24 protein-coding genes are annotated in these 24,679 nt (G+C 58.9%); 9 read left to right on the forward strand and 15 right to left on the reverse strand.

From position 1 onward, the window contains the following. Positions 1-131: 131 nt before the first annotated feature. Positions 132-2,306, reverse strand: coding sequence for a HelD family protein (locus MJA45_RS21085; protein WP_315603869.1), 2,175 nt, complete (start codon positions 2,304-2,306; stop codon positions 132-134). A 191-nt stretch (positions 2,307-2,497) separates the two neighbouring features. Here MJA45_RS21085 and MJA45_RS21090 point away from each other — a divergent pair, with 191 nt between their 5' ends. Further along, a complete protein-coding gene (locus tag MJA45_RS21090; RefSeq protein WP_315603870.1) occupies positions 2,498-2,854 on the forward strand; it encodes an Mpo1-like protein in 357 nt (118 codons plus the stop codon). Between the two features lie 125 nt (positions 2,855-2,979). On the opposite strand, the gene MJA45_RS21095 is transcribed toward MJA45_RS21090, so the two are convergent. Then, positions 2,980-4,317: an MATE family efflux transporter gene (locus tag MJA45_RS21095; protein WP_315603871.1), complete on the reverse strand. Its 1,338-nt coding sequence runs from the start codon at positions 4,315-4,317 to the stop codon at positions 2,980-2,982. A 153-nt stretch (positions 4,318-4,470) separates the two neighbouring features. Here MJA45_RS21095 and MJA45_RS21100 point away from each other — a divergent pair, with 153 nt between their 5' ends. Together MJA45_RS21100 and MJA45_RS21105 are read left to right on the forward strand one after the other, a co-directional pair. After that, a complete protein-coding gene (locus MJA45_RS21100; RefSeq protein WP_315603872.1) occupies positions 4,471-4,938 on the forward strand; it encodes a hypothetical protein in 468 nt (155 codons plus the stop codon). Continuing rightward, complete coding sequence (locus MJA45_RS21105) at positions 4,939-5,643, forward strand: M15 family metallopeptidase (protein ID WP_315603873.1); 705 nt, start codon at positions 4,939-4,941, stop codon at positions 5,641-5,643. It abuts the gene before it with no gap. A 50-nt stretch (positions 5,644-5,693) separates the two neighbouring features. Here the strand turns inward: MJA45_RS21105 and MJA45_RS21110 are convergent, their stop codons facing one another. The 5 genes from MJA45_RS21110 to MJA45_RS21130 all read right to left on the reverse strand — a co-directional run bounded on the left by MJA45_RS21110 (position 5,694) and on the right by MJA45_RS21130 (position 10,975). Then, positions 5,694-6,842 (reverse strand): ABC transporter permease, encoded by a 1,149-nt coding sequence (locus MJA45_RS21110; RefSeq protein ID WP_315603874.1) that lies wholly within the window; start codon positions 6,840-6,842, stop codon positions 5,694-5,696. Between the two features lies 1 nt (position 6,843). Next, positions 6,844-7,980, reverse strand: coding sequence for an ABC transporter permease (locus tag MJA45_RS21115; RefSeq protein ID WP_315603875.1), 1,137 nt, complete (start codon positions 7,978-7,980; stop codon positions 6,844-6,846). A gap of 20 nt (positions 7,981-8,000) precedes the next feature. Beyond that, complete coding sequence (locus MJA45_RS21120; protein WP_315603876.1) at positions 8,001-8,936, reverse strand: ABC transporter ATP-binding protein; 936 nt, start codon at positions 8,934-8,936, stop codon at positions 8,001-8,003. A 147-nt stretch (positions 8,937-9,083) separates the two neighbouring features. Beyond that, positions 9,084-10,199: a sensor histidine kinase gene (locus MJA45_RS21125; RefSeq protein WP_315603877.1), complete on the reverse strand. Its 1,116-nt coding sequence runs from the start codon at positions 10,197-10,199 to the stop codon at positions 9,084-9,086. Between the two features lie 29 nt (positions 10,200-10,228). Then, positions 10,229-10,975, reverse strand: a complete 747-nt coding sequence (locus MJA45_RS21130) for a response regulator (protein ID WP_315603878.1) — start codon at positions 10,973-10,975, stop codon at positions 10,229-10,231. A 146-nt stretch (positions 10,976-11,121) separates the two neighbouring features. Here MJA45_RS21130 and MJA45_RS21135 point away from each other — a divergent pair, with 146 nt between their 5' ends. Further along, positions 11,122-11,337 (forward strand): YrzA family protein, encoded by a 216-nt coding sequence (locus tag MJA45_RS21135; RefSeq protein ID WP_315603879.1) that lies wholly within the window; start codon positions 11,122-11,124, stop codon positions 11,335-11,337. Positions 11,338-11,489: 152 nt separating this feature from the next. On the opposite strand, the gene MJA45_RS21140 is transcribed toward MJA45_RS21135, so the two are convergent. From MJA45_RS21140 to MJA45_RS21165, 6 genes are all read right to left on the reverse strand, one after another. Then, a complete protein-coding gene (locus MJA45_RS21140) occupies positions 11,490-12,953 on the reverse strand; it encodes a sensor histidine kinase (RefSeq protein WP_315603880.1) in 1,464 nt (487 codons plus the stop codon). Further along, a complete protein-coding gene (locus MJA45_RS21145; RefSeq protein ID WP_315603881.1) occupies positions 12,935-13,627 on the reverse strand; it encodes a response regulator transcription factor in 693 nt (230 codons plus the stop codon). Before MJA45_RS21145 ends, MJA45_RS21140 begins: the two co-directional genes overlap by 19 nt. A gap of 22 nt (positions 13,628-13,649) precedes the next feature. After that, positions 13,650-14,420 carry an ABC transporter permease gene (locus tag MJA45_RS21150; protein ID WP_315603882.1) on the reverse strand — a complete coding sequence of 257 codons (771 nt, stop codon included), beginning with the start codon at positions 14,418-14,420 and terminating at the stop codon, positions 13,650-13,652. A gap of 65 nt (positions 14,421-14,485) precedes the next feature. Then, positions 14,486-15,328, reverse strand: coding sequence for an ABC transporter permease (locus MJA45_RS21155; protein WP_315603883.1), 843 nt, complete (start codon positions 15,326-15,328; stop codon positions 14,486-14,488). Then, on the reverse strand, positions 15,325-16,053 hold the full coding sequence (locus tag MJA45_RS21160; protein WP_315603884.1) for an ABC transporter ATP-binding protein: 729 nt from the start codon (positions 16,051-16,053) through the stop codon (positions 15,325-15,327). The genes MJA45_RS21155 and MJA45_RS21160 overlap by 4 nt, the downstream gene beginning before the upstream one ends. 149 nt (positions 16,054-16,202) lie before the next feature. After that, complete coding sequence (locus tag MJA45_RS21165) at positions 16,203-16,967, reverse strand: MerR family transcriptional regulator (protein WP_315603885.1); 765 nt, start codon at positions 16,965-16,967, stop codon at positions 16,203-16,205. A gap of 190 nt (positions 16,968-17,157) precedes the next feature. On the opposite strand from MJA45_RS21165, the gene MJA45_RS21170 reads away from it, so the two are divergent. Beyond that, positions 17,158-17,358 (forward strand): hypothetical protein, encoded by a 201-nt coding sequence (locus MJA45_RS21170; RefSeq protein WP_315603886.1) that lies wholly within the window; start codon positions 17,158-17,160, stop codon positions 17,356-17,358. A gap of 66 nt (positions 17,359-17,424) precedes the next feature. Here the strand turns inward: MJA45_RS21170 and MJA45_RS21175 are convergent, their stop codons facing one another. After that, positions 17,425-17,706 (reverse strand): hypothetical protein, encoded by a 282-nt coding sequence (locus tag MJA45_RS21175; protein ID WP_315603887.1) that lies wholly within the window; start codon positions 17,704-17,706, stop codon positions 17,425-17,427. Positions 17,707-17,873: 167 nt separating this feature from the next. Here MJA45_RS21175 and MJA45_RS21180 point away from each other — a divergent pair, with 167 nt between their 5' ends. Next, entirely contained in the window at positions 17,874-18,497 is a 624-nt protein-coding gene (locus MJA45_RS21180; RefSeq protein WP_315603888.1) for a GrpB family protein, read from the forward strand. 10 nt (positions 18,498-18,507) lie between these two features. Here MJA45_RS21180 and MJA45_RS21185 read toward each other — a convergent pair whose 3' ends face one another. Next, entirely contained in the window at positions 18,508-19,341 is an 834-nt protein-coding gene (locus MJA45_RS21185; RefSeq protein WP_315603889.1) for an alpha/beta hydrolase, read from the reverse strand. Between the two features lie 376 nt (positions 19,342-19,717). Here MJA45_RS21185 and MJA45_RS21190 point away from each other — a divergent pair, with 376 nt between their 5' ends. The 3 genes from MJA45_RS21190 to MJA45_RS21200 all read left to right on the forward strand — a co-directional run bounded on the left by MJA45_RS21190 (position 19,718) and on the right by MJA45_RS21200 (position 24,607). After that, positions 19,718-21,055 carry an LLM class flavin-dependent oxidoreductase gene (locus tag MJA45_RS21190; protein ID WP_315603890.1) on the forward strand — a complete coding sequence of 446 codons (1,338 nt, stop codon included), beginning with the start codon at positions 19,718-19,720 and terminating at the stop codon, positions 21,053-21,055. Positions 21,056-21,459: 404 nt separating this feature from the next. After that, positions 21,460-23,076, forward strand: a complete 1,617-nt coding sequence (locus tag MJA45_RS21195) for an ATP-binding protein (protein ID WP_315603891.1) — start codon at positions 21,460-21,462, stop codon at positions 23,074-23,076. A 127-nt stretch (positions 23,077-23,203) separates the two neighbouring features. Beyond that, positions 23,204-24,607: an extracellular solute-binding protein gene (locus MJA45_RS21200; protein WP_315603892.1), complete on the forward strand. Its 1,404-nt coding sequence runs from the start codon at positions 23,204-23,206 to the stop codon at positions 24,605-24,607. The last annotated feature ends 72 nt before the right edge of the window (positions 24,608-24,679 follow it).

The raw sequence follows: 24,679 nt of genomic DNA on the forward strand, positions 1-24,679 counted from the left end.
TGGGGCGGTGCCAGTGGAGAGCCTGGTGCGGGCCCGGTTAGTCATTGGGAGGCATGGCGCCTGATCCGATGTCTTCGCGGGCGGGATCCGTCGCTGCCCTTCCCCCATTGTCGTGGACAGGACTGGCCGCCTTAGCCCGGCTGCTCGGTGCTGACGAACTCCGGATCCTCCGTTTCGAGCAGCGGCGAGGGGTTCCCGGTGTACAGCACCCACAGCTCATGCAGGGCGCGGGTGCAGGCCACATAGAGCAGCTTGGCGTCCGGCGCGGTGGCGGAGTAGTGCGTTTCGTCCGCATCGAGGACGAGCACGGCGTCGAATTCGAGTCCCTTGGCCAGGTAAGCCGGGACGATGGACATCCCTCCGCCGTACCGGCTCTGTCCCGCCACGATGCGGTTCGCCGCGATGCCCTCCCGGTCGAGCAGCTTCTCCAGCCCGGCGCACTCCTTCTCCGTCCGGCCGATGAGGGCCACCGTCTGGTATCCGCTCCCGGTCAGCCTGCGGACCGCTCCGAGAATCGTCTCCTCCCTGTCCCCCTTCGGGGTGCCGATGACCCGGACAGGGCTGCCGCTGCGAAAGACGGGAACGGCGAGCAAGCTGCCCGCCACTCCGCGGCTGAGCACGACGTTCGCGAAATGGATAATTTCCATCGTCGAACGGTAGCTCCGCTCGAGCTGGAAATAAGCCGCGTGTCCCTCCCCGAACAGACGGCTGAATTCCTCCCAGGCGGAGATGCCCTGATAAGCGTGAATCCCCTGGGACAGATCGCCGAGAATGGTGAAGGAATGATTCTTCGTGAACCGGTCGAGAAGCGCTACCTGGAAGGGGGAGAAATCCTGCGCCTCGTCGAGCACCGTATGGTCAAACAGCCGGTCCCCGGTGATGCCGTAGAACGCCGCGTGGAGATGCACAAGAGGCGCCAAGTCCTCCGGCTGAACCTTCTTCCGGCGGAAGAGTTTGCGGGATTCCTCCGCCAGGCCGGCGATGCCCGGCCACCCTCCGGCGGACAGGTCCTGCGGTACACCGGCCAGGAAGAAGGGCGATTCCTGCTGAAACAGCTCCTTGTAGAAGGTAAACGGCGTGTACTCCGGCCAGCCGGCGAGATACGTGCGCAGCTTCTGCGACGCCTTCTTCTTCAGCTCCTTGCGCTCGTGGGGAAGCCGTTTGTCCACCTCCATCTCGAGCCAGCGCTTGATGCGGGCCACCACCCGCTCCCTGCGCTTCAACAGCGGGTAGTGCTTGTTCTCGACATGGTACCATTCGTGCACCTTCCGCGCCGGGAGGACCAGACCCTCCCACGGGGCAAAGCCGGCTTCCGGTACGCAGCCCTGCTCATAGACCGCGAGACAGCGGTCCAGCCACAGCCGGAAGGCGTCCGAGCCTTTGATCCGGCCCGGCGCCCGGTCGTCCATTGCCGGACGGTCGGGCCCGAGGCCGAACCACTGCTCCAGGCGGCCCGCGGGCTCCTCAAGCTGAACCTCATGCCCGAGCAGGTCCAGCGCCCATTCGCCGAAGGTGCTCTGCTGGATGTTCCCGACCCCGAGCTCGGGCAGCACTTGAGAGATATAATCGAGGAACATGGCATTCGGGGCAAAAATGATCATCCGTTCCGCGCGCACGTTCTCCCGGTACTGGTACAGAAGATACGCCAGCCGGTGCAGGGCGACGGTCGTCTTCCCGCTGCCCGCTACCCCCTGGATGATGAGAGCCGTATTCCGCGCCGAGCGGATGATCCGGTCCTGCTCCGCCTGGATGGTCGACACGATGTCGCGCAGCTTGTTGTCCTTGTTCTCCCCAAGCCGGTAGACGAGAAATTCGTCTCCCGCCGAGGCCGTGTCGGTTTCCCGGTCGTACGTATCCACCACCCGCTGCAGGATCCGCTCGCGGATCACGAGATTCCGCTTCAAATAAACAAGCCCTTCGATGAGCCCCTCGGGGGATTCGTACGCTGCGGCATCCCGGCCGCCGGAGAAGGAGTAGAACAGGCTCGCCACCGGAGCACGCCAGTCGATCACCATCAGCTTGCCGGTCTTCTCCTCTTCCACCCCGACTTTGCCGATGTAGAGCGCTGCCGGTTCTCCTTGCCCCGTTTCATGAAAATCCAGCCGGCCGAAGTAAGGCTCGGCCTGGGCCCTCCCCAGGCTCCGGCGGGAGGATTCCCGCACGCTTTCGAGCGCCTGCTCGGTCAAGTCGGTCCCATGATACACGGGAACCTTCCGCAGCCTTTCCAGCTGGCGGTCGATTTCTTTTTTGGCGGCTTCGAGCCTCTGCTGTTCTTCTTGATAGGCACTTTGAGTCTTTTCGTCCAAGATCAGTTACCTCCATATGACCTGCATCTTAAGAAAGAGCAGATGTAATTCCTCTGAAGTCAAGGAATCTAATCATACCGAATCCCCGGCCAAAAGAAAAGTCCGATTTCCCAAAAGCAAAAACCGACCGTCAAAGAAAGACCCGGGCCCCCTTCTGGTTTATACTGGAAGTAAAAAGGGAGGGATCCTGGATGAAAGAACGGTTCCGCCGCGATCTGCTGCGGTACATGAGCGCCCACCGGCATCCGGTGAACCGCGCCCTTCATTACGCCGCGTTTTTGCTCGCTTTCCTCGCCTGGGGAACCGTCTGGGTGGACCTCACTTGGACCGTGGTCCTCGCGCTTGCCCATTATGTCCTGTCATGGATCGGCCATTACGGATTCGAGCGCAACCGCCCCGCCTCCTTCCGTTCCCCCTGGATCGGCTTCTATGCGGGCTTCTCCTGGTTCTTCCTGAGGACGATCGAGCTTGCGACCGGGCGGCGCCTCCTGGACCGATTGACGGCTGGCTCTCCTCCGAAAGCCGAGCCCGGTCCCCCGGCGGACTGATGCCGGAGCGGGATGGCTGCGGCCAGCTATCCGGAGCGAGGGCCGGCCGCTAAAAAAGCTGCCTGCCGGTGTTGGTTACCCGGAAGGCAGCTTTTGCTAGCTATGGCTTATTCGTCTTGCCGGGCTCAACCGGCTTCCTTGACGGTTACCTGACTCCAGTCCGTCCGGTAGAACCGGATAAGGACCGTTACCCCATAGGCCGTCAGGAAGGTGTACAAGGAAATCCAGGCGCCTACGCTGTCGAGCCCCCATACAAAGGTAAGCAGGTAAGCGAGCGGCACGAAGACGAGCCAGCTGAGCAGGAAGGAGGCTTTGACGAGGAAGGACGTTTCCCCGAGGCCGCGCATGCCGCCCGCGAAGAAGTTGAACAGCCCGTCGAACAGCTGAAGGAAGGCGGAGATGCGGATCAGCTTCTCCGCCAGCTCGCTCACCGCCGGATCGGCCGTGTAGATGCCCGCGATCTGGGCGGCGAATACGAACTCCACCGCGCCCAGGACGAGCAGGAAGAGCGAGCCGAGCACGGCCGTGTCGGTCTGGTAGCGCTTCGCGAGGAGCGGATTGCCGCGGCCGACTTCCCGGCCTACGAGAATTGTCGCGGTGGCGCTAAACGCAAAGGCCGGCATGAAGCCCAGGCTCATGACGTTCAGCGCCACTTCATTCGCCGCCAGCGCCTCGTCGCCAAGCCGTGTCACGAACATCGTGAACACGAACATGGCGAGGCTCATCGCGAACTCCTGCACGCCTAGCTTGCCGCTCTCCGCGAGGATCAGCCGGGACTCCGCCCGGTCGATCACGGCGCGGATGCGCGTCGCGAACCGCTTGTGCAGGCGGACGAAGAACACATACGCGCTGCCGAGCAGCCCCACGGCTTCCCCAATCCATATCCCCCAGGCGGCGCCCGGGAGTCCAAGCTCCGGAAAGCCCCAATGGCCGTAGGTCAGCCCGTACGTGAAGAACACCATGAGGATGTTCGAGGCGATGGACAGGATCATCGGGGTTTTCGTATCGCCGACTCCGCGGAAGAAGCCGTGAAAGATAAAGCTGAGCGTGGCGAAGGCCATCGCATAGAAGCGGATCTCGAGATAATCCGTACCGGTTTCGACAAGCTCCGGCGATCCGCCCATCAGCCTTAGGATGGAGGCGGGGGCGAGCCATCCGATCAGATGAAGGAGGACGCCCAGCCCCAGGCACATGTACAAGGCGAGATAGGTGCGGGCGACCCCCTTTTTCATATCCCCGGCTCCGTAATTTTGCGCGACCAGGTAATTCACCGTCAGTCCGAAGCCGGAGCAGAGCGCCCAGGCATTGTACATAATAATATTCGATACGCCTACCGCTGCGATCACAAGTGCTCCCATGTGCCCGACCAGAATAAGATTGATCGTACCCGTCAAGGTAATCGTAGCGAAGGAAATGATGGAAGGCAGCGCAAGCCGCAGGATGAGTCCCCAATGTCTAGTCAACTCTTCATCCCCTGTTGTCTGATATCGCTTCATTCTAACGTGCCGGGACAAGGAAAGCAAAGGGCCTCCGGCTTACTTCCGCCCGACCCGTTTGGTATACTGAAAGGAAAACCCGGGGAGCCTTTTTCCCTCCATTAAGAAAGGAAGACCTCCATGGAAGAATCGTTAAGCGGCCTGAAGCTCGTCCCCCACCATCTCTTGGCTGAACGGCTGGAGACCATACGGGAGCTCGAGGCAGACGCGCTCGAAAGCTATGAAGTCATGAAGGATAAGGTAACCGGCGAGCATTACCTGGTTTACCGGTATATTCACCGGGACATCGCACAAGGTGGAGAAGAGGAGAAATATCATCATCTCATGCCGGTGGACAGTGACGAGGTGCTGGGCCTTCTCTTCGGCGAGCAGTCCTACCGCTATCCGGAGCAGTGGACGAAGCCCTATTTGCGCAACGGCGGGCAGGGGGACTCTTACGTCTGGTTCGATCCGGCCAACGTGGAATCTTATAACGAGTATGAGCAGCTCGGCCATGAGGTGATGAAGAAGCTGGCGGAGTTCAAAAAATCGGGCCAACTGGACGAGGAATCGGTCCGCAAGCTGATGAATGATCTGGATAAGCTGTAGATGACCGCCTATCCGCCCATTCCCCCTGCCGCTCCTCCTGCTGTGAATTACCGGACACTCCCTCTAACCGAGAATGGGGAGCCCCTGCTTTCGCTAACCGGTCTCTCCCCTAGGGTGGAGGTGCACCCCTTCTACCGGGAGATGGGAATTCCCGGGGCGCTCCCGGACTGCTGGCTCCGGGAGGGAGCCGCCGCCCGGCTTCTTGCCGCGGCCGCCGCCCTCCCGGCGGGCTTCCGGTTCGTCGTACTGGACGGCTTCCGCCCTTACGAGGTCCAGTTGGAGCTGTACCGGCGTTTCCGGGAGGAGATTGCCGCGTCGAACCGCTTCGCGACCGAAGAGGAAGTGGAGAAGGAAACCGCCCGGTTCGTGGCCTACCCAACGCCTGATGTGGAGACCCCGCCGCCGCATATGACGGGCGGAGCGGTGGATCTAACCGTGGCGGATGAAGCCGGTTGGCTGGACATGGGGACCCCCTTCGATGACCTGACCGACCGGGCCGCGTCCGACTCGTTCGAGCTTCTGCCCCAGCCGACCATGCAGGAGCAGCGCATCCGGCACAACCGGCGGATGCTGTACCACGCCATGACGTCCGCCGGCTTCGCGCCTTATGGTAACGAATGGTGGCATTTCGATTACGGCAACCAGCGCTGGGCCATGATGACCGGCGGCAACGCCTTCTACAAAGGCAAAAGAGCCTTCCCTTGAAGCTTGGGGAAGGCTCTTTTGACGCTGTCGGCCCTAAACGCCGGTCTCTTTTATACGAAATTCCGGGTTGTGTTGTTCCGTCCGAACCGGTAAACCGCCACCAGGAAGAACACGAGAGCGAAGGCGGCGAGCACCGACAGGTTAAACCAGAGACCGGACAGGCTCTCGCCCTCCTGAAGGCTCGTAATCGTCTGCAGCACCCAGCTTTGCGGCATGAAATCCGAAAGGCGGCGGATCGTGTCCGGCATGATGCTGATCGGGAAGAAGCAGCCGGACAATAAGCAGGTCGGCGTGACGATCAGGCTCTGCATGACTCCGACCGAGGCGGAGCTTTTGGCGAAGGTTACAATGACGAGGGAAAGGCTGACGGCGACAAGGCCGAACAAGACCAGAAGTCCTACCATTTCCGCCATCGGGATGCCGGCGTCCATATGGAACACGAATTTCATCAGGAGCAGGGCGACGGAAATCTGCAGCAGCATGATAAACAGGTTAACGATAATGTTGGAAGCGACGTATACCCGGGCACTCACCGGGGAGGACAGGATGCGGAAGTACGTCCGGTTCTCCCGGTTCTTCAGCATGATGTCGGACAGGCTGATCGCCGACATCATCATGAACATGATCAGGAAGCCGATCGACTGGTAAGACATGCCCTTCACCACCGAGGTGTCATTGACGGACTGGGCCGTCAGCTTAAAGTCTCCGTTCCGGTACTGGTCATAGAGAAGCTGAAACTTGGCTTGATCCGGTCCCGCCAGCTTGCCCATAGCCGCCACATTCTCCAGGTAACCGTTCAGCATCGCTTTCACATACGTTGTCACCTGGGCACCCTTTACGGATTGGATGGTAAGGCTTCCGGGGTTTCCCTTCCGCAGGCTGTCCGAATAGCCCTCACCGATCAATAGGCCGACGTCCAGCTTGCCGGCGGCAAGCTGGGAACGAAGGTCTTCCCCGTTCAGCTCCACCAGCGTGACGTTGCCCATCCCCTTAACAAAGCCGATCGTCTCCTTCGCCAAAGCCTGGGTTCCATCGGCGTTCACCACCCCGATCCGCAGAGGCGTAGTTCCCATATTGCCATACAGGAGGCTCGACAGCAGAATGCCGATCATGGGCAAGCCGAAGTACAGAAACAGGCTGGAGCGTTTGCGGAAGGTCATCCGCAGGGTCGTTCTGACAAGCAACCAAAGATTTGACATATTACAGCCCCTCCTTGCGGCGCATGATGAAAACCGAGACGATAAGCAGGGCGGCCGTCACGGCGAGGTTCAACCCGATGACCGGCCAGGCGGCGGAAACGGTCCCTCCATAGATGACTTCGGTCAGGGCACGGTTGGCCCATCGAATGGGGGATAGCTTGACGATAAAGCTCATGACCCCTGTCCCGTCGTCCTCCCCAAGCGGAAAGTAAGCTCCGCCGAAGAAGGCGGCCAGCTGGACAAACATATTAATGACTCCTCTTGAAGCGCTGCCCTTTAGCATATAACTAAGGGATAACCCCAAGCTCATAGCGAGGATGACCAAGGAGACCAGGACCAGAAAGACGATCCCGAGGTGGTCCCCCCAGTAGGCGCCGAAGGCGAGCATGCTGAAGAAAACCAGAACCGATACGCACAGCACGTTCACCACGAGACTGCCAAGCAGCTTTCCGCCAATGATTTGCCCTTTGCTTACCGGTGCCGCCACCAGCCGGGGAGCCGTGCCGCGCACCATCTCACTGCGGATGAGCCCTCCCGCCGATATGGCCGCCCACATGGCCACCATGATTGACATGGCCAAAGCGTAGTAATCCAGCGAACCCGGCTTGCGGTCGGCGGTAAGCGAGGTTTCTTCGATGTAGTCCTTGGCATGGCCGGCGCCCGCGGAGGCAAACACCGCCTCCACCTGGGACGGATCGACCGCCGCCACGGCGGCCGCGGCCTTATATTTGTCCGTGAAAGCCGTCAGCATGCCCTGAACTACGCTGCTCTCCAAGGTGCTCCGGCTGCTGCCGTGCAGGGAGATGCCGCTGGTATTTACCTCCACATAGTCGGCATAACGATTGTTCTCCACCTCTTCCTTGCCGTCAATTCCTTCCTTCCAGGAATCGACCTCGATTCCCATCTCCATTATCTGCTTCGTGAAGGAACCGAAGGCATCGGCCAGCGGCCCTTTCGCCGTCTCATTCTTCACCAGAATCTTGATCTCTCCCAGGCTCGACTGGCTGTTGAAGGCATTGCTGAGCGCCGTCCCGAGGATGAGCATAAGGACGACCGGAAAGAGCAGCATGAACAGCAGGGTGCGGCGGTCGCGGAAATCCTGCTTGAATTCTTTTAGGGCTATCCACAGCGTGGTCATGTTGGCTTCTCCCTCCTTTTCTAATCCCTCAGGGTGCGTCCGGTCAGCGTCAGGAAGACCGTTTCCAGATTCGGCTCCAGCTCCTCGACAGCCCGGATCTCGTTGCCTTCCTCCATCAAGAGCCTGAGAATGCGGTTCAGGTTATCTACTGAAGCGTCGCTCTGGATACGAAGCAGGTTCTCTTCGGTTACAACGGAACGGACGCCGGGAATCGCCTTCCACGCCCTGGATTCCCCTTGGACGAGAGCCCTCAGCTCGATCCGGATGTCCTTGACGTCCGTAATCGTCGCTTTAAGCTGCTCCTTCGTTCCTTCCGCAATCACCTTGCCGTGATCCATGATGGCGATTCGGGTGCAGATTTCTTCGACTTCCTCCATATAGTGGCTCGTGTAAATGATGGTGCAGCCCATCTCGTTCAGCTTCCGGACGGAAGCGAGAATATAATTCCGGGACTGGGGATCGATGCCGACCGTCGGTTCGTCCATGATGATCAGCTTCGGCTTGTGGGCGATGGCGCAGGCGATATTCAGGCGCCGCTTCATGCCCCCGGAGAAGGTTTTGGGATAATGCTTGGCCTTGTCACTCAGACCGACGAACTCCAGAGCCTCCTCGGTTTTGGCGCGCAGCTCGCTTCCTCTCAGCCCATACAGGCCGGCAAAGAAGCTCACATTCTCGTAAGCGCTCATGTCTTCGTAGATGGCGAGGTCCTGGGGAACGATGCCCAGGTTCCGCTTGGCGAAGCTCCGGTTCTTGCTGATGTCCTTCTCGAGAATGCGGATTTCCCCTTTCGTCGGCAGCAGCAGCGAGGCGATCATATGAATCGTGGTGCTCTTGCCCGCTCCGTTCGAGCCTAGCAGACCGAAGATTTCTCCTTCCCTCACCGTCAGCGACAATTTATCCACGGCTGCAAAATCACCGAATTTCTTAGTCAACTCTTTCACCTGCAGTACATTCATGGCCTTCCCTCCGTGTTTCCTTTGATATGCCTTTATTCTAAAAGAAAAGGATGCCCTTATGTCAGTGCATAAGTTCATCCTTTTGGCATGAGAAATCTCCTGTATGAGTATCACGGCCGGACAGGTGCCGCCATGAAATTTATCCCATCACTCGGGCTGCTCCTCCGGAACCGAGCGAGGCAGAAGCGTTGTCACCCGGAAGCCCCGGGTTCCGTCGCAGACAACCGTCCCATTAAGAGCCGCCGCTCTTTCCTCCATGCCGATTAAGCCGAGTCCCTTCGCCCATTTCGCCGCCCCCTGGCCATTGTCGGCCACAACGGCCTGGATGAACCGGTTCAGCACCCGTACCTCTACATGGACCGCCGAGGCTTGGGCATATTTGCCGCAGTTGGTGAGGGCCTCCAGGACATTCTCATGGATGACTTTCCACTGCCGCGGAGAGATGATTTCCATCTCTCCTTCATGCACGAGCGTAACCTGGAGGCCGGTCCGGGCCCCGAAGGCTTCCGCCGCCGCCTTCAGCCGGACCAGCCCGAGCTGCTCGGCCGGCGGCTTCGTATTCTTCAGCGTCACCCGGATCTCCTCGATCCCTTCCTTCGAGATGTCGATGGCGTTCTGCAGCAGGCGCCCGGCCGTCTCCGGATCCGAGACCAGCAGCCGCTTGGCCGCCTCCAGCTGAATGAGAGCCCCTGTCATCGAATGGCCGATTCCGTCATGAATGGCCTGGGACAGCCGGTTGCGCTCCTCCAGCTTGCTCATGTATTCCGAAACCCGCAAATACTCCCGGTTGTCCGCGAGCCCCTTGGCCAGACGCTCCCGCTCCGAGCGCAGCTCCTCGATACGGACGGCGTGGCCTTCGGCCTTCTCCTGCCAATACCGGACGAAGGCGAAGTGGAAGAAGCCGAACAGCGCGACGAAGGTGTATTGGACAAGCAGGTCACCTCTTATAAAAAGCACCGGAAGAAGCACGGCCGGGAGGACCAGCCGGCGCCTGCTCTCGGAGAAGGAGGTTAACTCGATGGCGTTAAAGGGAAGCAGGAGCAGAAAAAAGGGATAAGCATAGGCTGAGCAGACCGCCAGCCCGGCGCACAGAAGGAGGAGAACTCCCTGCCGAATCCGGTCGTAAGGAAGCACCAGGACGAGCAGATTGAAAAAAAGGTAGGCGAGGACATACAGAATGACCCAGGGAGAGCGTTCCCCCGGCGATTCGAAATACGTGGCCGCTATGACATACAGGAGGACGAGGGCTTTGCTGCCCACCATCCATAATTCCAGGGAAGATCCTTTTCTCATCAGCGGGCCTTGCCTGTTAAATAGAAGATGGCGATCTGGGTCCGGTGCTCGAGCCCCGTCTTGTTCAGGATGGAAGTGATGTAGTTGGCCGTCGTTCCCTCGGCGATGAAGAGCTCCTTCGAGATTTCCTTATTGGAAAGCCCCTTTGCAATCCGCGACATGACCTCCAGCTCCCTCTCCGTGAAGGGGCTGCGGTCAAAGGGACAGGCATCCGGGGCAGGAGCGTCGCCCTGCGTTCCTCCCGGCTCCACACGAGGCGGCTCCACGCTTCCCGTACCAGCCTTCCGCTCTTCCGGCCCGTTCTCCTTGCCGGTTCCCGCCGGCTTCCACGCTTCCATGTTCGTCTTCAGCTTATCGAGCACGCTGTCCTGAAGGACATTGTTTCCGTTATAAACACTCTTGATCGCGTCGCGGATGCGCTCCGGGTCGTTGTTCTTCAGCAGGTAGCCCTTCGCCCCGCTTCGGATGGCGTCGAGGATGTATTCGTCGTCGTCGAACGTCGTCAGGATGAGCGGGCGCGTCCCGGTTTCGCTGGAAAGGATCCGGGACGCCTCCACCCCGTTCATTCTCGGCATGCGGACATCCAGGAGAGCCACGTCGACCTCTTGCCGCCGGCAGAACTCCACCGCCTCCAAGCCGTCCTCCACGGTCCCGACCACCTCGAAATCTCCAAACGTGGTCAAAATAATCTTCATCCCTTCCCGGATGAAGGAATTGTCATCGGCGATCAGCACTCTGATCTTCATTCACTCGCACTCCCCTTGCCAAAAATCTGGTAACCGTTAGGCCGATCTTCACCTATTTGCTGTATTCCACTTTAATGCGGGGCGGAGATTCTGACAAGGAGAAATGCTATAATCAACCTAGATCCGAAAGGCAAAGGAGCATCGGCATGGATTTTCTATTGGACAAGCTGGAAAGCAAAGTTGAATTCTTTGAAGCGTATGACCTTAAGTCGCTGGAGAAGCAAATTGAGGAGCAGATCGACAAAAACAAAGCCCTGCTGCTCGACGTACGATCCGTTCAGCATCAGGTGACGTTCGATCCTAACCGGAACCGGCTGCTTTACACCGCCGTGGTTCATTTTCAGGCGAAAAGCTCCTTGTAGACGCCATGTCGGCCGGTCTCCGCGTCGGAATAGCGGGCCGCCCTATGGTCATAAGGAAAAACAGCCCCCGGGACTCGAACGTCCCGTGGGGCTGTTTTTCGTGTTTAGGCAGCACGCCACTCCCAGCTTCTTTAGGAAATCGCATATAGGGCTCACTTCACCCCCGTCGTTCGAACCCAGAAACGGAGACAAGCTCCCCCTTCAGGGCGGCTCCCGGCGCGGATGCCTCCTCCGTGCTTCTCGGCAATCAGCTTGGCCGTATACAGCCCAAGCCCCGTCTGCCCCTTGTCTCCGGTATAGAACTTATCGAAGAGATGGGGCAGATCCTGGTCCCGGAAGCCGGGGCCATTGTCGCACAGCTCGATCTCGAGGGTCCCGGTCTGCCGGCGGACCCGCAGGTCAAGCCGGGCGTCAGCGGATGGCACGTACCGGATGGCGTTCGCCATCAGGTTGTCGAGCACCTGGCTGATCCGCTCCACATCCAGATCCACTTGCGGCCCCTCCTCCGAGGCCTCATCTTCGAAGGTAAAGGTACAACCGATCCCGCGGGAGCGGCATAGGAAGCGGAGCTCCCGTTCCTTATCTGCAAGAAACTCGGCCAGAGTAACCTTCTCGACCCGGAGCGGAAAGTAGTCGATATCCTTCTCGGATGCGATCTCCACGTCCTGGATCAGCCGGTTGACGCGGCGGATGTTGTCCTCGAGCACGCGCAGATGGCCCGCCGCCTTCTCCCGGGTAAGTTCCGGCATATCGGCGAGCAGCTCGACATTGCCTTGGATAATCGTCATCGGCGTCCGGAAATCGTGGGCGATGGCGTCCATCATATCCCGGCGCTCCTGCTCCAGTCTCCATTCCCGGAGCAAGGAGCTTTTGAGGGCGCTACGCATGTTCTCGAACGATTCCGTCAGCAGCCCCAGCTCATTGTCCACCTTATACGTGACCGTAAAATCCAGATCCTGGTCCCGGATCCGCTTCGACGCTTCGATCAGCTCCTGAACGGGTCTCGCGAGCCGCCTGCCGAATCGTCCCGCAAACAGATAAGTGAAGAGGGTGATGAAGAGAAAGGGCGAGACGAGGAAGAGAAGCGCCAGCGCCGCTTTTGCCCAGAGGACGCTTCCGCCGCTAGCCGTCGCCTCCAGCTTGTATTGAAGCAGGATCGCCCCCTTCCATTCCCCGCCGGCGGAAGAAAGGGGCATTACTTCCCTAAACCTTCCTCCGAATCCGAACGAAGGGTCGGCCGCAGCCGTCCGGTTCAGCTGTTCCAGCAGGGCTGCCTGGCCGGGGATGGCCCGCTCCGCCAGCGTTCCGTAGATCGGCCGGCCGGTGGTGTCCGTCACTTGGTATTGAATGCCCTCGGACGGGATTCGTTTCTCGAGCTCCGGCCGGCTCGCGGGATCCAGAATCCGGTCGTGCTGCGAGCGGACATAGTCCTTGATGGCAGGAAGCTGGTTCTCGTAAGCGTTGGCCGGCTGGAACCAGCTGCTCCGGGTGAGCCACCAGAAGCCCGAAACCATGGCGGCAGCCGAACACACGGCACTGAGCAGGAGGATCCAGACAAAGGTAAGGATCAGCTGCCTTTTGAGAGGCTGGCGTTCGATCAGTCCGATTTGACCCATTTGTATCCGACTCCCCATATGGTCTGGATGTAGCTGCCTTCCGGATCCGCTGCGGCGAGCTTGGCCCGGATTTTCTTAATATGCTCCGTTACGGTGCTCGAGTCTCCTGCTGCTTCGAGCCCCCAGATCCGGTCGTAGATCTGCTCCTTCGAGAACACCTGCCCCGGGTGCAGAGCAAGCAGCTTCACAATCTCGAATTCCTTGGCCGCCAGGGGAACCTCGGCCTGGTTCACTTGAACCTCCCGCCCCTTCAGATCGATGCGAAGCAGGCCGTACCGGAGCAGGGAACGCTCCGGAGCGCCCTCCTGCCTTCTCCGGCTGCCCCGCAGATGCGCCGCCACCCGGGCCTTCAGCTCACGCAGACTGAACGGCTTCGTGATATAATCGTCTCCCCCGATGGCCAAGCCTTGAATGCGGTCGGCCTCCGCCTGCCGTGCGCTGACGAACAGGATGGGGCAGCTCACCTCGTCCCGAATCATCTGGCAGAGCTCGAAGCCGTCCAGTCCCGGCATCATCACATCCAGAATGATCAAGTCGGGCTTGCGGGGGAGCAGGGTTAACGCTTCTCTGCCGCCGGAGGCGGTCAGCACCTCATAGCCTTCCGCCGTCAAGGCCTGCTCCATTAAGGACACAATGTCCGCTTCGTCATCGGCAATTAATACTTTTTCCTGCATGGTCACTCTCCTGATGCGGGCATTAGTTCACCCAATTTCTTCGTTTCCATCCCACCATTGTAACGGCAAAGCAGAGCCCCATACAAATGAGAACGGGAAGCAGCCGGACGGCCGGGCCGCTTTCCTCCATCCAATCGAACACGGAGCCGATGCCGTACAGCAGGAAGCTTAAGGCATCTGTGGCGTACAAGGAGCCGACCGCCACGCCGATCCATCCGAGGTAGCAGAGCACAGGATTCGGCAGCAGGAAGCAGAGCAGCGCCATTACGCTGAGCTGGGCGAGCAGGATGAGCAGAAACAAGCCGTATGCCTTCAGGCAGTAGAGGAACGCTCCGGTTGGATCGTACGTCTGCTCAGGATTTCGGAATACCTGCCAATCCACGCTCGGCTTGAACGCATAGCCTGCGGATTGCCCAATCACGAAGGTCACGATCAGGAAAAGGGTGAGAAGGATGGACAAATTCAGCCATTTGGCCGCAAACAGCTTACCGAACGAAATCGGCCGGATCAGCACAAGCCTCAGCTGCCCGCTGTGGGCCTCTCCGTTAAAGCTGTCAATGATGAGCATAGGCCCGATAATCAGCGACAGAAAGAAGGAGACCTCCTTCAGCAGGAACAAAGGAAAGTTTTGGGCAGTCAGCGGTACTCCGCTCACGCTGTCGAACGCCCCCATCTGCTGCATCTTGAGAAACAAGCTGTCCAGGCCCACGATGGCGGCAAATATTAGCAGACTGATCATCGTTTTGCGCCGCTTCCAGATGCGCTGCCAGTCATTAAGCATAAGAGTTATCATGGTCGTCCTCCTCCATTTGTGCCTTATCCAAGGCTTTCTCGTCAACAAAGTTACCGGATAAGGCACTAAGCCCAACGGTCCGGTTTCGTAAAAAGCAGGCACGCGCCCGCAAAGAAAACGGCCACGCTCCCGGCCAGAATGCCGGTCATCCACAGGCCAAGCTCCATACTGGGCAGCGCCTTCGCGTCCCCCAGCATCACCGCGATGCCGCTGTACTGGATTTCGGTGAGCGACAGAAACTTAAGCTTCCCGGGCAGACCCCAGGCAAGCACGCGGTTCGCCAGCTCGAAGAGGACCGGATAAGCCAGGGAGGTTAACAGGTACCCCATGCCGAGGCCGATGGCGGCGGTCGAGGTGCGGGAGACGACGGCCGCGGCCAGAAACACGGAGGACGTGCCGAGAATGGTAGCGAAGGCCAGGCCGTAATAGCCGAGTGTATACCGGAGCATGTCACCGCTTGCCACCGCTTGATCATGATAGAACAGAATCTGCTCCGAAGAAGACGGGAAGGCGAGCCTTCCGACGACGGCTGCCGCAAGGAGATAAACGAGGAAGAACAGCGCCGTCATCAGGACAAAGGCCAGCCATTTGGCGGCAAACAGCTGCGTTCGGCTGTAAGCCCGCAGCATCACCATCCGAAGCTGCCCTGACCGGTATTCCTCGGTGAACGAAAGGGTCAGCAAAACCAGCGCCCATACATTGAACACCAGGATCAGCTGCTCGACCATGGCCATCACCGGGAAGTTCTCCGCCGTCGTGTACTCCGGACTGCCGGGTGCCACTACTGCATTATGCCCCAGGTAATATTTGGCCGTACCGGCAAGAATGACGGGAATGCCGATCAGGAAGAGCCAGGACGTTTTCCTCTTCCACAGCCTTTCCCATTCACTGCTTAGAAGCCTCATCATGATGTCATCATCTCCACGAAGTAATCCTCCAGGCTCCGTTCGCCTGCCGCACGCTGCCACTCCTCCCGGCTTCCCTGCCAAAGGAGACGTCCTTCCCGGATCATGACGAAGCGGGTGCAGACGCGCTGAAGCTCGTCCAGCAAGTGGCTCGACACGAAGAAGGTGATGCCGTGTTTCTCGTTCAGCTCGGAGATAAGCCGGCGAAGCTCGCGGATGCCCATCGGATCGAGCCCGTTCGCCGGTTCGTCCAGCAGGATCAGCCTGGGGTTCCCGAGAAGAGCCTGCGCGATCCCCAGGCGCTGCTTCATGCCGAGCGAGTAGGTCCTGACCTTGTCCCCGCCCCGCCCGTCCAGGCCTACGATACCGAGCACTTCTTCCACACGGGCGGCCCGCTTGTCCTTCGGCAGGTCGGCATGCAGCTTGGCCAGGTTGAGCAGATTGTCCCTCCCCGACATATAGGGGAAGAAGATCGGGGATTCGACAATCGCTCCCGCTCCGTTCATCGCCTGGATCCGGTCCCGCCGGATATCGAAGCCGTTCAGGCGGATCGTCCCGTTATCCGGCCGGATCAGCCCCGTCATCATGCGGATAAGGGTCGTTTTGCCGGCGCCGTTCGGCCCTATGAACCCGCAAACGTCACCTTCCCCAACCGTAAAGGATATATCGTTCACCAGCGTTCTCCGCCCGGCTTTTTTGCTAATGTGGTTTACTTCCAGTATGTTCATGTCTTATCCCTCCTGTCCTTTATGGTAGAGGGCATTTCTAAACAATTTATAACCTCCAAAAATATTTTTTAAGAGCTGCCCCCGGAAACCCAAAAAAAACAGGCGCCTGTCCGAAGACAGAAAGCCTGTTCTTGGCGGGCTGCCCTTTTCTAGGGCCGGATTCCCGTAAAAATATGAACCGCATCGCGGAGAAACTCCGCCGTCCCCGGCTGGTCCCGGTCGTAGTAGGTCTTGAACCGCTCGTCGTCCACATACATCTGGGCAACGCCGGCATGGGCTTCCTTCGTGTATTCGGGCCAGTAGAAGGTCAGCCACTTCTTGTGAAGGGCCGCGGCCTTCTGGGCCTTCTCACCGGCCGGGTCGCCGGCGGCTACCGCTTCCGCCAGCGTCTCTCTCAGCTCCTCCGTGAGCCGGTTTAGCTCGGCATTCTCCTCTTGCGTCATGTTCTTCACCTTCTCGTTGGAGCGGTTGACCTTGTCGTCCCCGTACTTTTCCCGGATTTCGCTGCCGTACGCTTTCTCGTTGTCGTCAATCAGCTTCTGCTTGAAGCCCTCGAATTTTTCCTTGTCGCTCATGACCGTTCTTCCTTCCTTCTGCGCTAGAGTCTTGTCAACATTGGCGATGAGTTGATCCAGCTGCTTTCTTCTGTCGAGGAGCTGCTCACGGTGTTCCCTTAACGCTGCGGCCGCATCGAACGACGGGGCGTTCACAATCTCCTGGATTTGGTCCAAGGGAAAGCCCAGCTCCCGGTAAAACAGAATCTGCTGCAGCTTATCCACCTCGGCCCCTCCATAGATCCGGTACCCGGACGAATTCATTCTCGCCGGCTTGAGAATGCCGATCTCGTCGTAGTACCGGAGCGTTCTCGTGCTTACCCCTGCCAGCCGCCCCAGCTTCTGTACGGTATATTCCATGTGATTTCCCTCCCGACATCTATTACGCTACACCTTTACGCTGCGTAAAGGTCAATCCCTATTTTCGTAAAATCCATTTTAGCACAGGGAGGGTTAAAGACCGGAATGGTAAGCCACACTAGAAAATGGGTAAAAAATAGCAGCCCTTCTACGGGCAATCGGTCGTAACCACAAGAGGAGGCAGGAAATCATGAGCGAACCGAGCAGCCGCAAGCCGAAAGCGAGCGCCCCTATTTCGAAAATGTCCTCCAAGGACTTGAACACCCCTACCGAAGGGATTCTATACGGTGGAAACGGAACCTCCGGAGACGAGGCCCTCGTCAACCAGGAGGACGTGAAGACCCGGATGGACCAAGCGGGCGAGGAATTGGACAAGTCGGAAACCGAATAACGCCCGGCCCCACGGGCAAAACAAAAACCGGCTTCCGGGCAGCTGCCCAGGGCCGGTTTTTTGGGTTCACCGATTCGAAGGGGAGCTCGGAGGCTCGGCTTCCGGCATCCGGGTGGTATCCTGATCGGCGGGGTGGGCGGGGCGCCGCTCCTTCCACAACGCCCCGCCGAGCACAACCCCGAACCCCGCTAACGCGAGCAAGCCGCCGTCCAGCTCCCGTATATTCCCGAAGCCGATCAGCCCCAGGCCGAAGAGCATGGTCTTGATGCTGGAAAGCCTAAAGCCTCTCGCTATCCCGTAAGTGATGGCTCCCGTGACGGGCACCAGAAGAAACAGTATTCCAATCATTCGATTTCTCCCTCTTATTGATTTAGGGCAGCCCGGCTGCCGTCTGTCGAGTCCAACTGACCGCCTCCCAGCCCAAGCCCCAGCTTTTCCGGCTGGAGCAATTGACGTATAATGGGAAGCAGCAAGTTTACAATAACAAGCTACTTATGATGAAGGAGGAGGCCGGCATGCCGGACGATCAGCCTTATCCCGTTACCGTGGTTCCGTACCGAAACGAATGGCCCCGCGAATACGAAAAAGAGAGAGTCCGGCTCATCAACCTGCCTCTCCCTCATCTCGTTACGATCGAGCACGGGGGAAGCACCTCCATCCCCGGACTCGCCGCCAAGCCGATTATTGATCTGTTTGCCGCCCTTCTGCCGTTCGGAGAGGAAGCCCTCTACCGGGATCTCCTCGCCTCCCTCGGCTACCGTCCGGTCTCCACGGGAATGGCCAACCGGCATTTGTTCCGGAGGACGAGCCAAGGGGCGCCCTCCCATCACCTCCACCTGCTGCCCTTCGAGGGGTTCTACGAGCGAAACGAGCTGCTTTTCCGCGATTTCCTGCTGGCCCATCCCGAATGGGTCCCGGAGTACGCGGAGGTAAAGCGCAGGCTCGCCGCCGAGTTCCCGGATGACCCGGAAGCCTACACCCTTGCCAAAACCGCCTTTATCCAGGAGGTCGTTGACCGGGCGCGGACGGAGCGCGGCCTGCGGATCTCCAAGGTCTGGGAACCGGCCAAGCCAAGCGGCGCTTCTCCCGATTCAGACTCCCCCTCCTCCTCTTCGGACAGCGAGGAGCCAACCGGATGAAGCGGGCTTCTTATCCGATATGGTCGAGAAGGAACTGAAGCTTCTCCCCCGGCTTCGCCGGATCTCCGCTGTGCCTCAGCACATAAGGGATGCCGTATTCCTCATACCTTTTCTGGAGCACGTACCCGTGCATCGGATGATGAATGACTTCTCCTACCGGGGCATCGGCGGGAATCATCGTTCCGGTTAAGGGGAACACATAATCCATGAAAGCGGGCGGGGCGTTCTCCGACATGTACGTAATGGCCGATGCCTCCTCCGCCAGCTTAAGGATGTCCGGACGGCTGAGGTCTTCAACCGAAGGAATCCCGTAGTAAAGAGGCAGGTTAGGCTGAATATGCGGCCCTTCGTAGATTCCTTCATAGAAGCGCTGGTCCTTGGACACCTGGGTGCCGTTGCCCAGAAATGCCGACACCTGCGACGACATCCGCTCCACCGGATCCGGGCTGTCCGGATTGGCCAGATTGCCCCGAAGCGCGTTCCACAGCGCGATATGCCCGCCGGCGGAAGTACCGGCCGATGCGACCCGGTCGGGATCCAATCCCCATTCGTCCGCCATGTAACGGACGAACTGAATGGCCCGGGTCCCGTCGTTCATCGGCGCCGGGTACGGCTCCTGCGAGATGAAGCGGTAGTGGCAGGTGATTACGGAGATGCCCGCCTCCAGCGCTCCGCTCATGTAGTCATGGGAGAGAATCTCCGACTTGTCTCCGCCCAAATACCCGCCCCCGTGAAAATAGATCAGGACAGGCGTACGCTCCCCTCCCCGGTCCGCCAAATAAGCGTCCAGCACGTTGCGTTCATAAGGCCCGTAGGCCACATCCTTCCATTCCTTGATGCTCATGCCGTGTCTTCCTTTCCAAGTCTCTTCTTTGCTTTCCTGCTGTGTAGCAGAAAAGCCAGACCGCCATCCCCCAGTATACCTTGTCTGACTCCCGGCTTAAAGGAAAAATTGAACAATCCTGGTGATCTGTCCCTGCCCGTCAGAGCCTGCAGCCCTTCTCCGGAAAATTCCAGTGTTGACAAGAAAGGAAGCCGCTGTTATGCTAAATACATAGTAATCGCATCGGAATTACATACTATCTACCGGTCAACCGGAGACCTCGCCTGACGGCGCTGTGTCTCCTTTTTTGTTTGCCCGGCCGGTGCATACGAGACCCCCCCTTCCGATTCCGATCCGCTGCTTCTTCTTCCCCATTACTTGAAAAGAGGTGCAACCAATGAGCAGTTCGAGAAAGCTACACCTGAACGCCTTCCTGATGAACACGGGCCACCACGAGGCCTCCTGGCGCCATCCGGAAACGGAGCCGCAGCGTACGACGGACATCCGTTACTACCAGCAGCTCGCCCGCATCGCCGAGGATGCCAAGCTGGACTCGCTGTTTCTCGCGGACGGCTACGTGCTGATGGGCAATGTGAAATACCGGGCCTCCGCGGGACTCGAGCCGTTCACCATGCTGTCGGCTCTCGCCTCCGTAACGGAACGGATCGGGCTCATCGCCACGGTGTCCACGACGTATAACGAGCCGTTTCACGTCGCGCGCATGTTCGCCTCCCTGGACCATATCAGCGGCGGCAGAGCCGGGTGGAACATCGTCACGTCCTCCGGAGACGCCACCGCCCAGAACTTCAGCCTGGAGGCCCACCCTGAACACAGCTCGCGCTACCGCCGGGCGAGAGAGTTCCTTGACGTCACCACCAGCCTCTGGGACAGCTGGGCGGACGACGCCCTCGTGATCGACCGGCAGGCGGGCATTTTCGCGGATACGGAGAAGGTCCGGCCGATCCACTTCAAAGGAGACACCTTCTCCGTCAAGGGCCCGCTTAACATCCCGAGGCCGCCGCAGGGGTACCCGGTTCTCGTTCAAGCCGGCTCCTCCGAGAACGGCAAGGATTTTGCCGCCCGGGTCGCCGAGGCCATCTTTACCGCCCAGCAGACGATCGAAGACGCCCAGGCGTTCTACGCGGATGTGAAGGCCCGGATGCTGCAGTACGGGCGGTCGCCGGAGCAGCTCAAGGTGCTGCCGGGGCTGAGTCCAGTCATTGCCGATTCCGAGTGGGAAGCCCAGGAAAAGGAGGCCGAGCTGCACCGGCTCACCATCCCGGAATACGGCTTGACCCGCCTGTCCGAGCTGCTGAAGGTGGACCTGTTCGAGTACCCGCTGGACGGTCCGCTGCCGTACGACAAGATCCCCACCGTCGACTCCATCAACGGGAACAAAAGCCGGTTCCAGCTCGTCGTGGACATGGCCTCCCGGGAGAACCTGACCATCCGCGAAGTGATTCTCCGCACAGCCGGCGGAAGAGGCCACCTGACCTTCGCGGGAACGGCCGGGCAGGCCGCCGACCTGATCGAGGAATGGTTCACGAACGGAGCGGCCGACGGCTTCAACATCATGCCTCCCCATCTGCCGGGAAGCCTGATCGACTTCGTTCAGAAGGTCGTGCCCGAGCTTCAGCGCCGCGGCCTGTTCCGGACGGAATACGAAGGCCGGACCCTGCGGGACCACCTAGGCTTGAGCCGGCCGGCGAACGGCTATTGGTCCGCCTCCGGCTGACCGCGAAAGGAGCGAGAGGCTTGCCTTCGCGCGTGTTACAACTCCAGCCCTCTCTACCGGAGGGGGCTGGAGTTTTTTGTGGTGATGGCAAGCCGAAAAAGCCTCTCCGCCGCTGAATAATGGAGAAGGAGGCTCTGCTTGAAAGCTTTTTTATTACACAAAACAGCTGACATTGAAACGGTTTCCATCCGGGTCGTAGAAATGAAACAGGGACATTCCACGAGCTGTAAAGCCTCCGATTTCCCTTACCTCCCCCCTGAACTAGCTGCCCTGACCTGACGCCGTTTCCTAACCTTCCCAGCTAACTGACAGATTTCGATATTATTTTTACGGAGAGCATCGTACAATGGAAGAACAAGTAAGTTTATCAGGACTCGGCCGGGAGTGTTTTTGTGGACATAAAAGTGATAAGAACCGTACTGATTCCCTTTATTTGCGTCTTCGTGAGCTTCGCTTCCTTAATTCTGGATAAGAGCCCGAGGCTGTGGCTGCTCTCCGCCTCCGTGGTTCTTTTGTCAACGGCTGTCATTTATCACAAGCGGATTCCTTATGCTTTCTGCTTCCAGCTGCTGTTTCTCGCTCTTTTTCATTGGGCCTCGAAGCTAAACTGGTCGGAGTCCCTCTATTTTCTTCTCATTATCCTCAACATGCAGAAGAAGCCGACCTTCCTGAAGGTGATTCCGTATGCCCTCGGGTTTGCTCTGCTGTATACTTTTATCCGTCTCTCCTACGTTCCACTGACGAAGTACAATCTCCTCGTCTCCTTCTATGACATTCTGTCCTTCGTGATCATCGTGCTGTTCGTCCAGTACGTCTTCAATACCGAATGGCAGAAGAGGCAGCTTCAGAAAAGAAACCAGTTTCTCACCAATCACGACCCTCTCACCCGGCTCTACAATTACGACGGCTTCGTGCATTCCGTCAACCAGCTCATCCGCAAAAAGAATTCCCCGTTTATCCTTCTTCTGCTGGACTTTCAGGATTTCCGCAGCGTCAATCACGTCAGCATCAGCAGCGGGAACGAGCTTTTGATGAATACGGCGCTCCTGCTGCAGACTTATTTTCCGAACGCGGTGTCCATCTCCCGCTATGCCGGCGACCGGTTCGCGCTCGTCCTGCCGGAGAAGGAGAACACAGCCGTCTGGATCCGCGAGCTGCTGGATTCCAAAACGCTCGGCTACGAGGTCACGTACAGCCTAACCCATTACCCCCGGGAGGCGTCGTCTCCCCAGTCAATGATTTCCCTTGCGGAGGACCGCCTGTTCCAGGAGAAAAGGAAGCTGTGGCTGAAGCGGGAGGAAGACCGGTTCCGGACGGAGAAGCTGAAGATTGTGGGTGAGCTCGCAGCGGGAATGGCCCACGAAATCCGCAATCCCCTCACGACGATGAAGGGCTTCATTCAGCTTGCCAAAAGCCAGAATTATAACATCCAGCCCTGGTTCGACATCATCATGAACGAAATTCGCCGGATGAGCGAGCTGACGGCGGAATTTCTGCAGTTCTCGAAGCCCCATATCAGCAACATGAAACCGGAGGCGGTGAACGGCTGCCTGGAACGGGCGTGGTTCCTGACGGAATCGCAGGCTGTTTCCAAGGGGCACCTTATTCATCTTGCCAACGTCGACGATACCGTCCTCGTGCACATGGACCGGGACAAAATCATCCAGGTGCTGCTCAACCTGATCCGCAACGCCCTTGAGGCCATGGACGAGCCCGGTCATATTTATATGGAGGCACGGGCCGAAGGTAGCGACATTGTAATTGCCATCGAGGATACGGGAAGCGGCATACCGGACAGTGAGCTCGGCGACATCTTTACCCCGTTCTATACGACCAAGGAAAATGGAACCGGCCTCGGCCTCTCCGTCTGTTACAAAATTATCCAGGATCACGGAGGCTCCTTGACCGTGCGCAGCAAGCTGGGAGAAGGCTCGGTCTTCATCATCCGGCTTCCGCTGGTTACGCTGCAGGAAATCCCCGGCGAATCTCCGGCTGTCGCGCTTCCCGTTGACGAGGAATAGCCACAAGTCCGTCCTACCTGGTACCCATCTGGTATCTATTCCTTCGTCCTGCCTTTCTCAAGCGGCGGGGGGTATGCTATACTTATCCCAGCAAAATCCCTTTTGGTCTTAAACAAGGAGAAACCAGATGAGCCATAAACCTGATCGGATCACCTTTCAAACGCGCTTTACGGAAATGGTCGCCGAGCTGCGCCGGGAAATTGTAACCGGTATCCGCCCCAAAGGAGACTATCTTCCTTCTGAGCTGACTTTAGCCGACCAATACAAGCTGAGCAAGAAGTCCGTACGCAAGGCTTTGGATATTCTCGTCGAGGAAGGCTTGATCACCAAGGTTCCCCGGGTGGGCAACCGGATCACCCCTCCCGATTCCCGCCAGACCGTTTCGCTTAAGCTGGGCTTGTACCCTTCTCTCGAGGGAGAAACGAGAATCTCCGAGCTGCTGGACCGGTTCCGGGCCGCCTACCCCTATATTCAGGTCGAAACGGTAGCGCTTCCTTATACCCATTATCCCCATTCGGTGAAGGGCTACCTGGATAACCAGTGGCTGGATGTGATCTCCCTCAACAATTGGAATTTCCTTGAGACGATGGAGAATGATGCCCTCGACTACTTTGAGCCCCAGGAGCCCAGACCGGGCCATTACCCGTTTCTTCCCCCGGTTTTTACCGAGGGAGGCCGGATGTACGCCCAGCCCTTTATTTTCTCTCCCGTCATCCTATGCTATAACAAAAGCCTGCTCCGCCAGCTGGGGATCGCAGAGCCGGACAGCAGCTGGTCGTGGGACGACCTGAGGGCCTCCTCCTCCCGCATACGCCACGAGACGGAGCGGTTCGGCTTCTACGCCCACATTTCCTCCACCAACCGCTTTCCGATCGTCCTTCTGCAGGAGGAGTTCCGGTTCTCCTCTCCAGGCTCCGGATCCCCCTACGAGGATCCCCGTCTATGGGAAAGCCTGCGGGGCTTCCGCGACCTGATTTACAGCCAGGGGCTGTTCCCTTCGTTCCTGTCCGAGACGAACGCGGATGCGGAGAAGCTCTTCGCCCGGGAGAAGGCCGCCATGATCATGACGACCTACTACGGCTTGAAGTATTTGCGCGACCTGCCCTTTGCCTATGACCTCGCCCCTCTTCCCTATAACAAGAATGCGAAGACGCTGCTTCTGGTAACAGGGCTCGCGGTCAGCCGGCAGTCGGCTCATAAGGACGCGGCCCGTCTGCTCGTGGACTTCCTGACCTCGGAGGAATCCCAGCTGGACATTAGGAAGCATACAATGACCTTGCCGGCGCACAAGGCTTCGGCGGAATGGACGGGACCGGAGGAATTCGAACGGCCTTCCCGCTTTCACCTGTACCGGGAGATCATCCCCACCTTCAGCCGGTTCGAGGACTTGAATCTCCCCGTAACCGAGCTGAGCCGCCTCCGCAACGAGCTGAACCTGTTCTGGTCCGGCCTGGAGGAGCCCGAGCCGGTCATGCAGCGCTTGAAGGAGCAGTACGACCGGAAGGTGGGGCAGGCGGCGGGATTGTCCTAGCCCCTAGCCTCCCGGATCGGCTTCATCCGGCCTCAGCGCCGATGAAGCCCGTGCCTTATCCGTGAGTGAAGT

Source organism: Paenibacillus aurantius, from assembly GCF_032268605.1.
GTDB classification, from domain to species: domain Bacteria; phylum Bacillota; class Bacilli; order Paenibacillales; family NBRC-103111; genus Paenibacillus_AO; species Paenibacillus_AO aurantius.

Bases quoted from the DNA above. Each gene is read 5' to 3' on its own strand.
- MJA45_RS21090 (WP_315603870.1), top strand. From the start codon at position 2,498: ATGAAAGAACGGTTCCGCCGCGATCTGCTGCGGTACATGAGCGCCCAC.
- MJA45_RS21100 (WP_315603872.1), top strand. From the start codon at position 4,471: ATGGAAGAATCGTTAAGCGGCCTGAAGCTCGTCCCCCACCATCTCTTG.
- MJA45_RS21105 (WP_315603873.1), top strand. From the start codon at position 4,939: ATGACCGCCTATCCGCCCATTCCCCCTGCCGCTCCTCCTGCTGTGAAT.
- MJA45_RS21110 (WP_315603874.1), bottom strand. From the start codon at position 6,842: ATGTCAAATCTTTGGTTGCTTGTCAGAACGACCCTGCGGATGACCTTC.
- MJA45_RS21115 (WP_315603875.1), bottom strand. From the start codon at position 7,980: ATGACCACGCTGTGGATAGCCCTAAAAGAATTCAAGCAGGATTTCCGC.
- MJA45_RS21120 (WP_315603876.1), bottom strand. From the start codon at position 8,936: ATGAATGTACTGCAGGTGAAAGAGTTGACTAAGAAATTCGGTGATTTT.
- MJA45_RS21125 (WP_315603877.1), bottom strand. From the start codon at position 10,199: ATGGTGGGCAGCAAAGCCCTCGTCCTCCTGTATGTCATAGCGGCCACG.
- MJA45_RS21130 (WP_315603878.1), bottom strand. From the start codon at position 10,975: ATGAAGATCAGAGTGCTGATCGCCGATGACAATTCCTTCATCCGGGAA.
- MJA45_RS21135 (WP_315603879.1), top strand. From the start codon at position 11,122: ATGGATTTTCTATTGGACAAGCTGGAAAGCAAAGTTGAATTCTTTGAA.
- MJA45_RS21140 (WP_315603880.1), bottom strand. From the start codon at position 12,953: ATGGGTCAAATCGGACTGATCGAACGCCAGCCTCTCAAAAGGCAGCTG.
- MJA45_RS21145 (WP_315603881.1), bottom strand. From the start codon at position 13,627: ATGCAGGAAAAAGTATTAATTGCCGATGACGAAGCGGACATTGTGTCC.
- MJA45_RS21150 (WP_315603882.1), bottom strand. From the start codon at position 14,420: ATGATAACTCTTATGCTTAATGACTGGCAGCGCATCTGGAAGCGGCGC.
- MJA45_RS21155 (WP_315603883.1), bottom strand. From the start codon at position 15,328: ATGATGAGGCTTCTAAGCAGTGAATGGGAAAGGCTGTGGAAGAGGAAA.
- MJA45_RS21160 (WP_315603884.1), bottom strand. From the start codon at position 16,053: ATGAACATACTGGAAGTAAACCACATTAGCAAAAAAGCCGGGCGGAGA.
- MJA45_RS21165 (WP_315603885.1), bottom strand. From the start codon at position 16,967: ATGGAATATACCGTACAGAAGCTGGGGCGGCTGGCAGGGGTAAGCACG.
- MJA45_RS21170 (WP_315603886.1), top strand. From the start codon at position 17,158: ATGAGCGAACCGAGCAGCCGCAAGCCGAAAGCGAGCGCCCCTATTTCG.
- MJA45_RS21175 (WP_315603887.1), bottom strand. From the start codon at position 17,706: ATGATTGGAATACTGTTTCTTCTGGTGCCCGTCACGGGAGCCATCACT.
- MJA45_RS21180 (WP_315603888.1), top strand. From the start codon at position 17,874: ATGCCGGACGATCAGCCTTATCCCGTTACCGTGGTTCCGTACCGAAAC.
- MJA45_RS21185 (WP_315603889.1), bottom strand. From the start codon at position 19,341: ATGAGCATCAAGGAATGGAAGGATGTGGCCTACGGGCCTTATGAACGC.
- MJA45_RS21190 (WP_315603890.1), top strand. From the start codon at position 19,718: ATGAGCAGTTCGAGAAAGCTACACCTGAACGCCTTCCTGATGAACACG.
- MJA45_RS21200 (WP_315603892.1), top strand. From the start codon at position 23,204: ATGAGCCATAAACCTGATCGGATCACCTTTCAAACGCGCTTTACGGAA.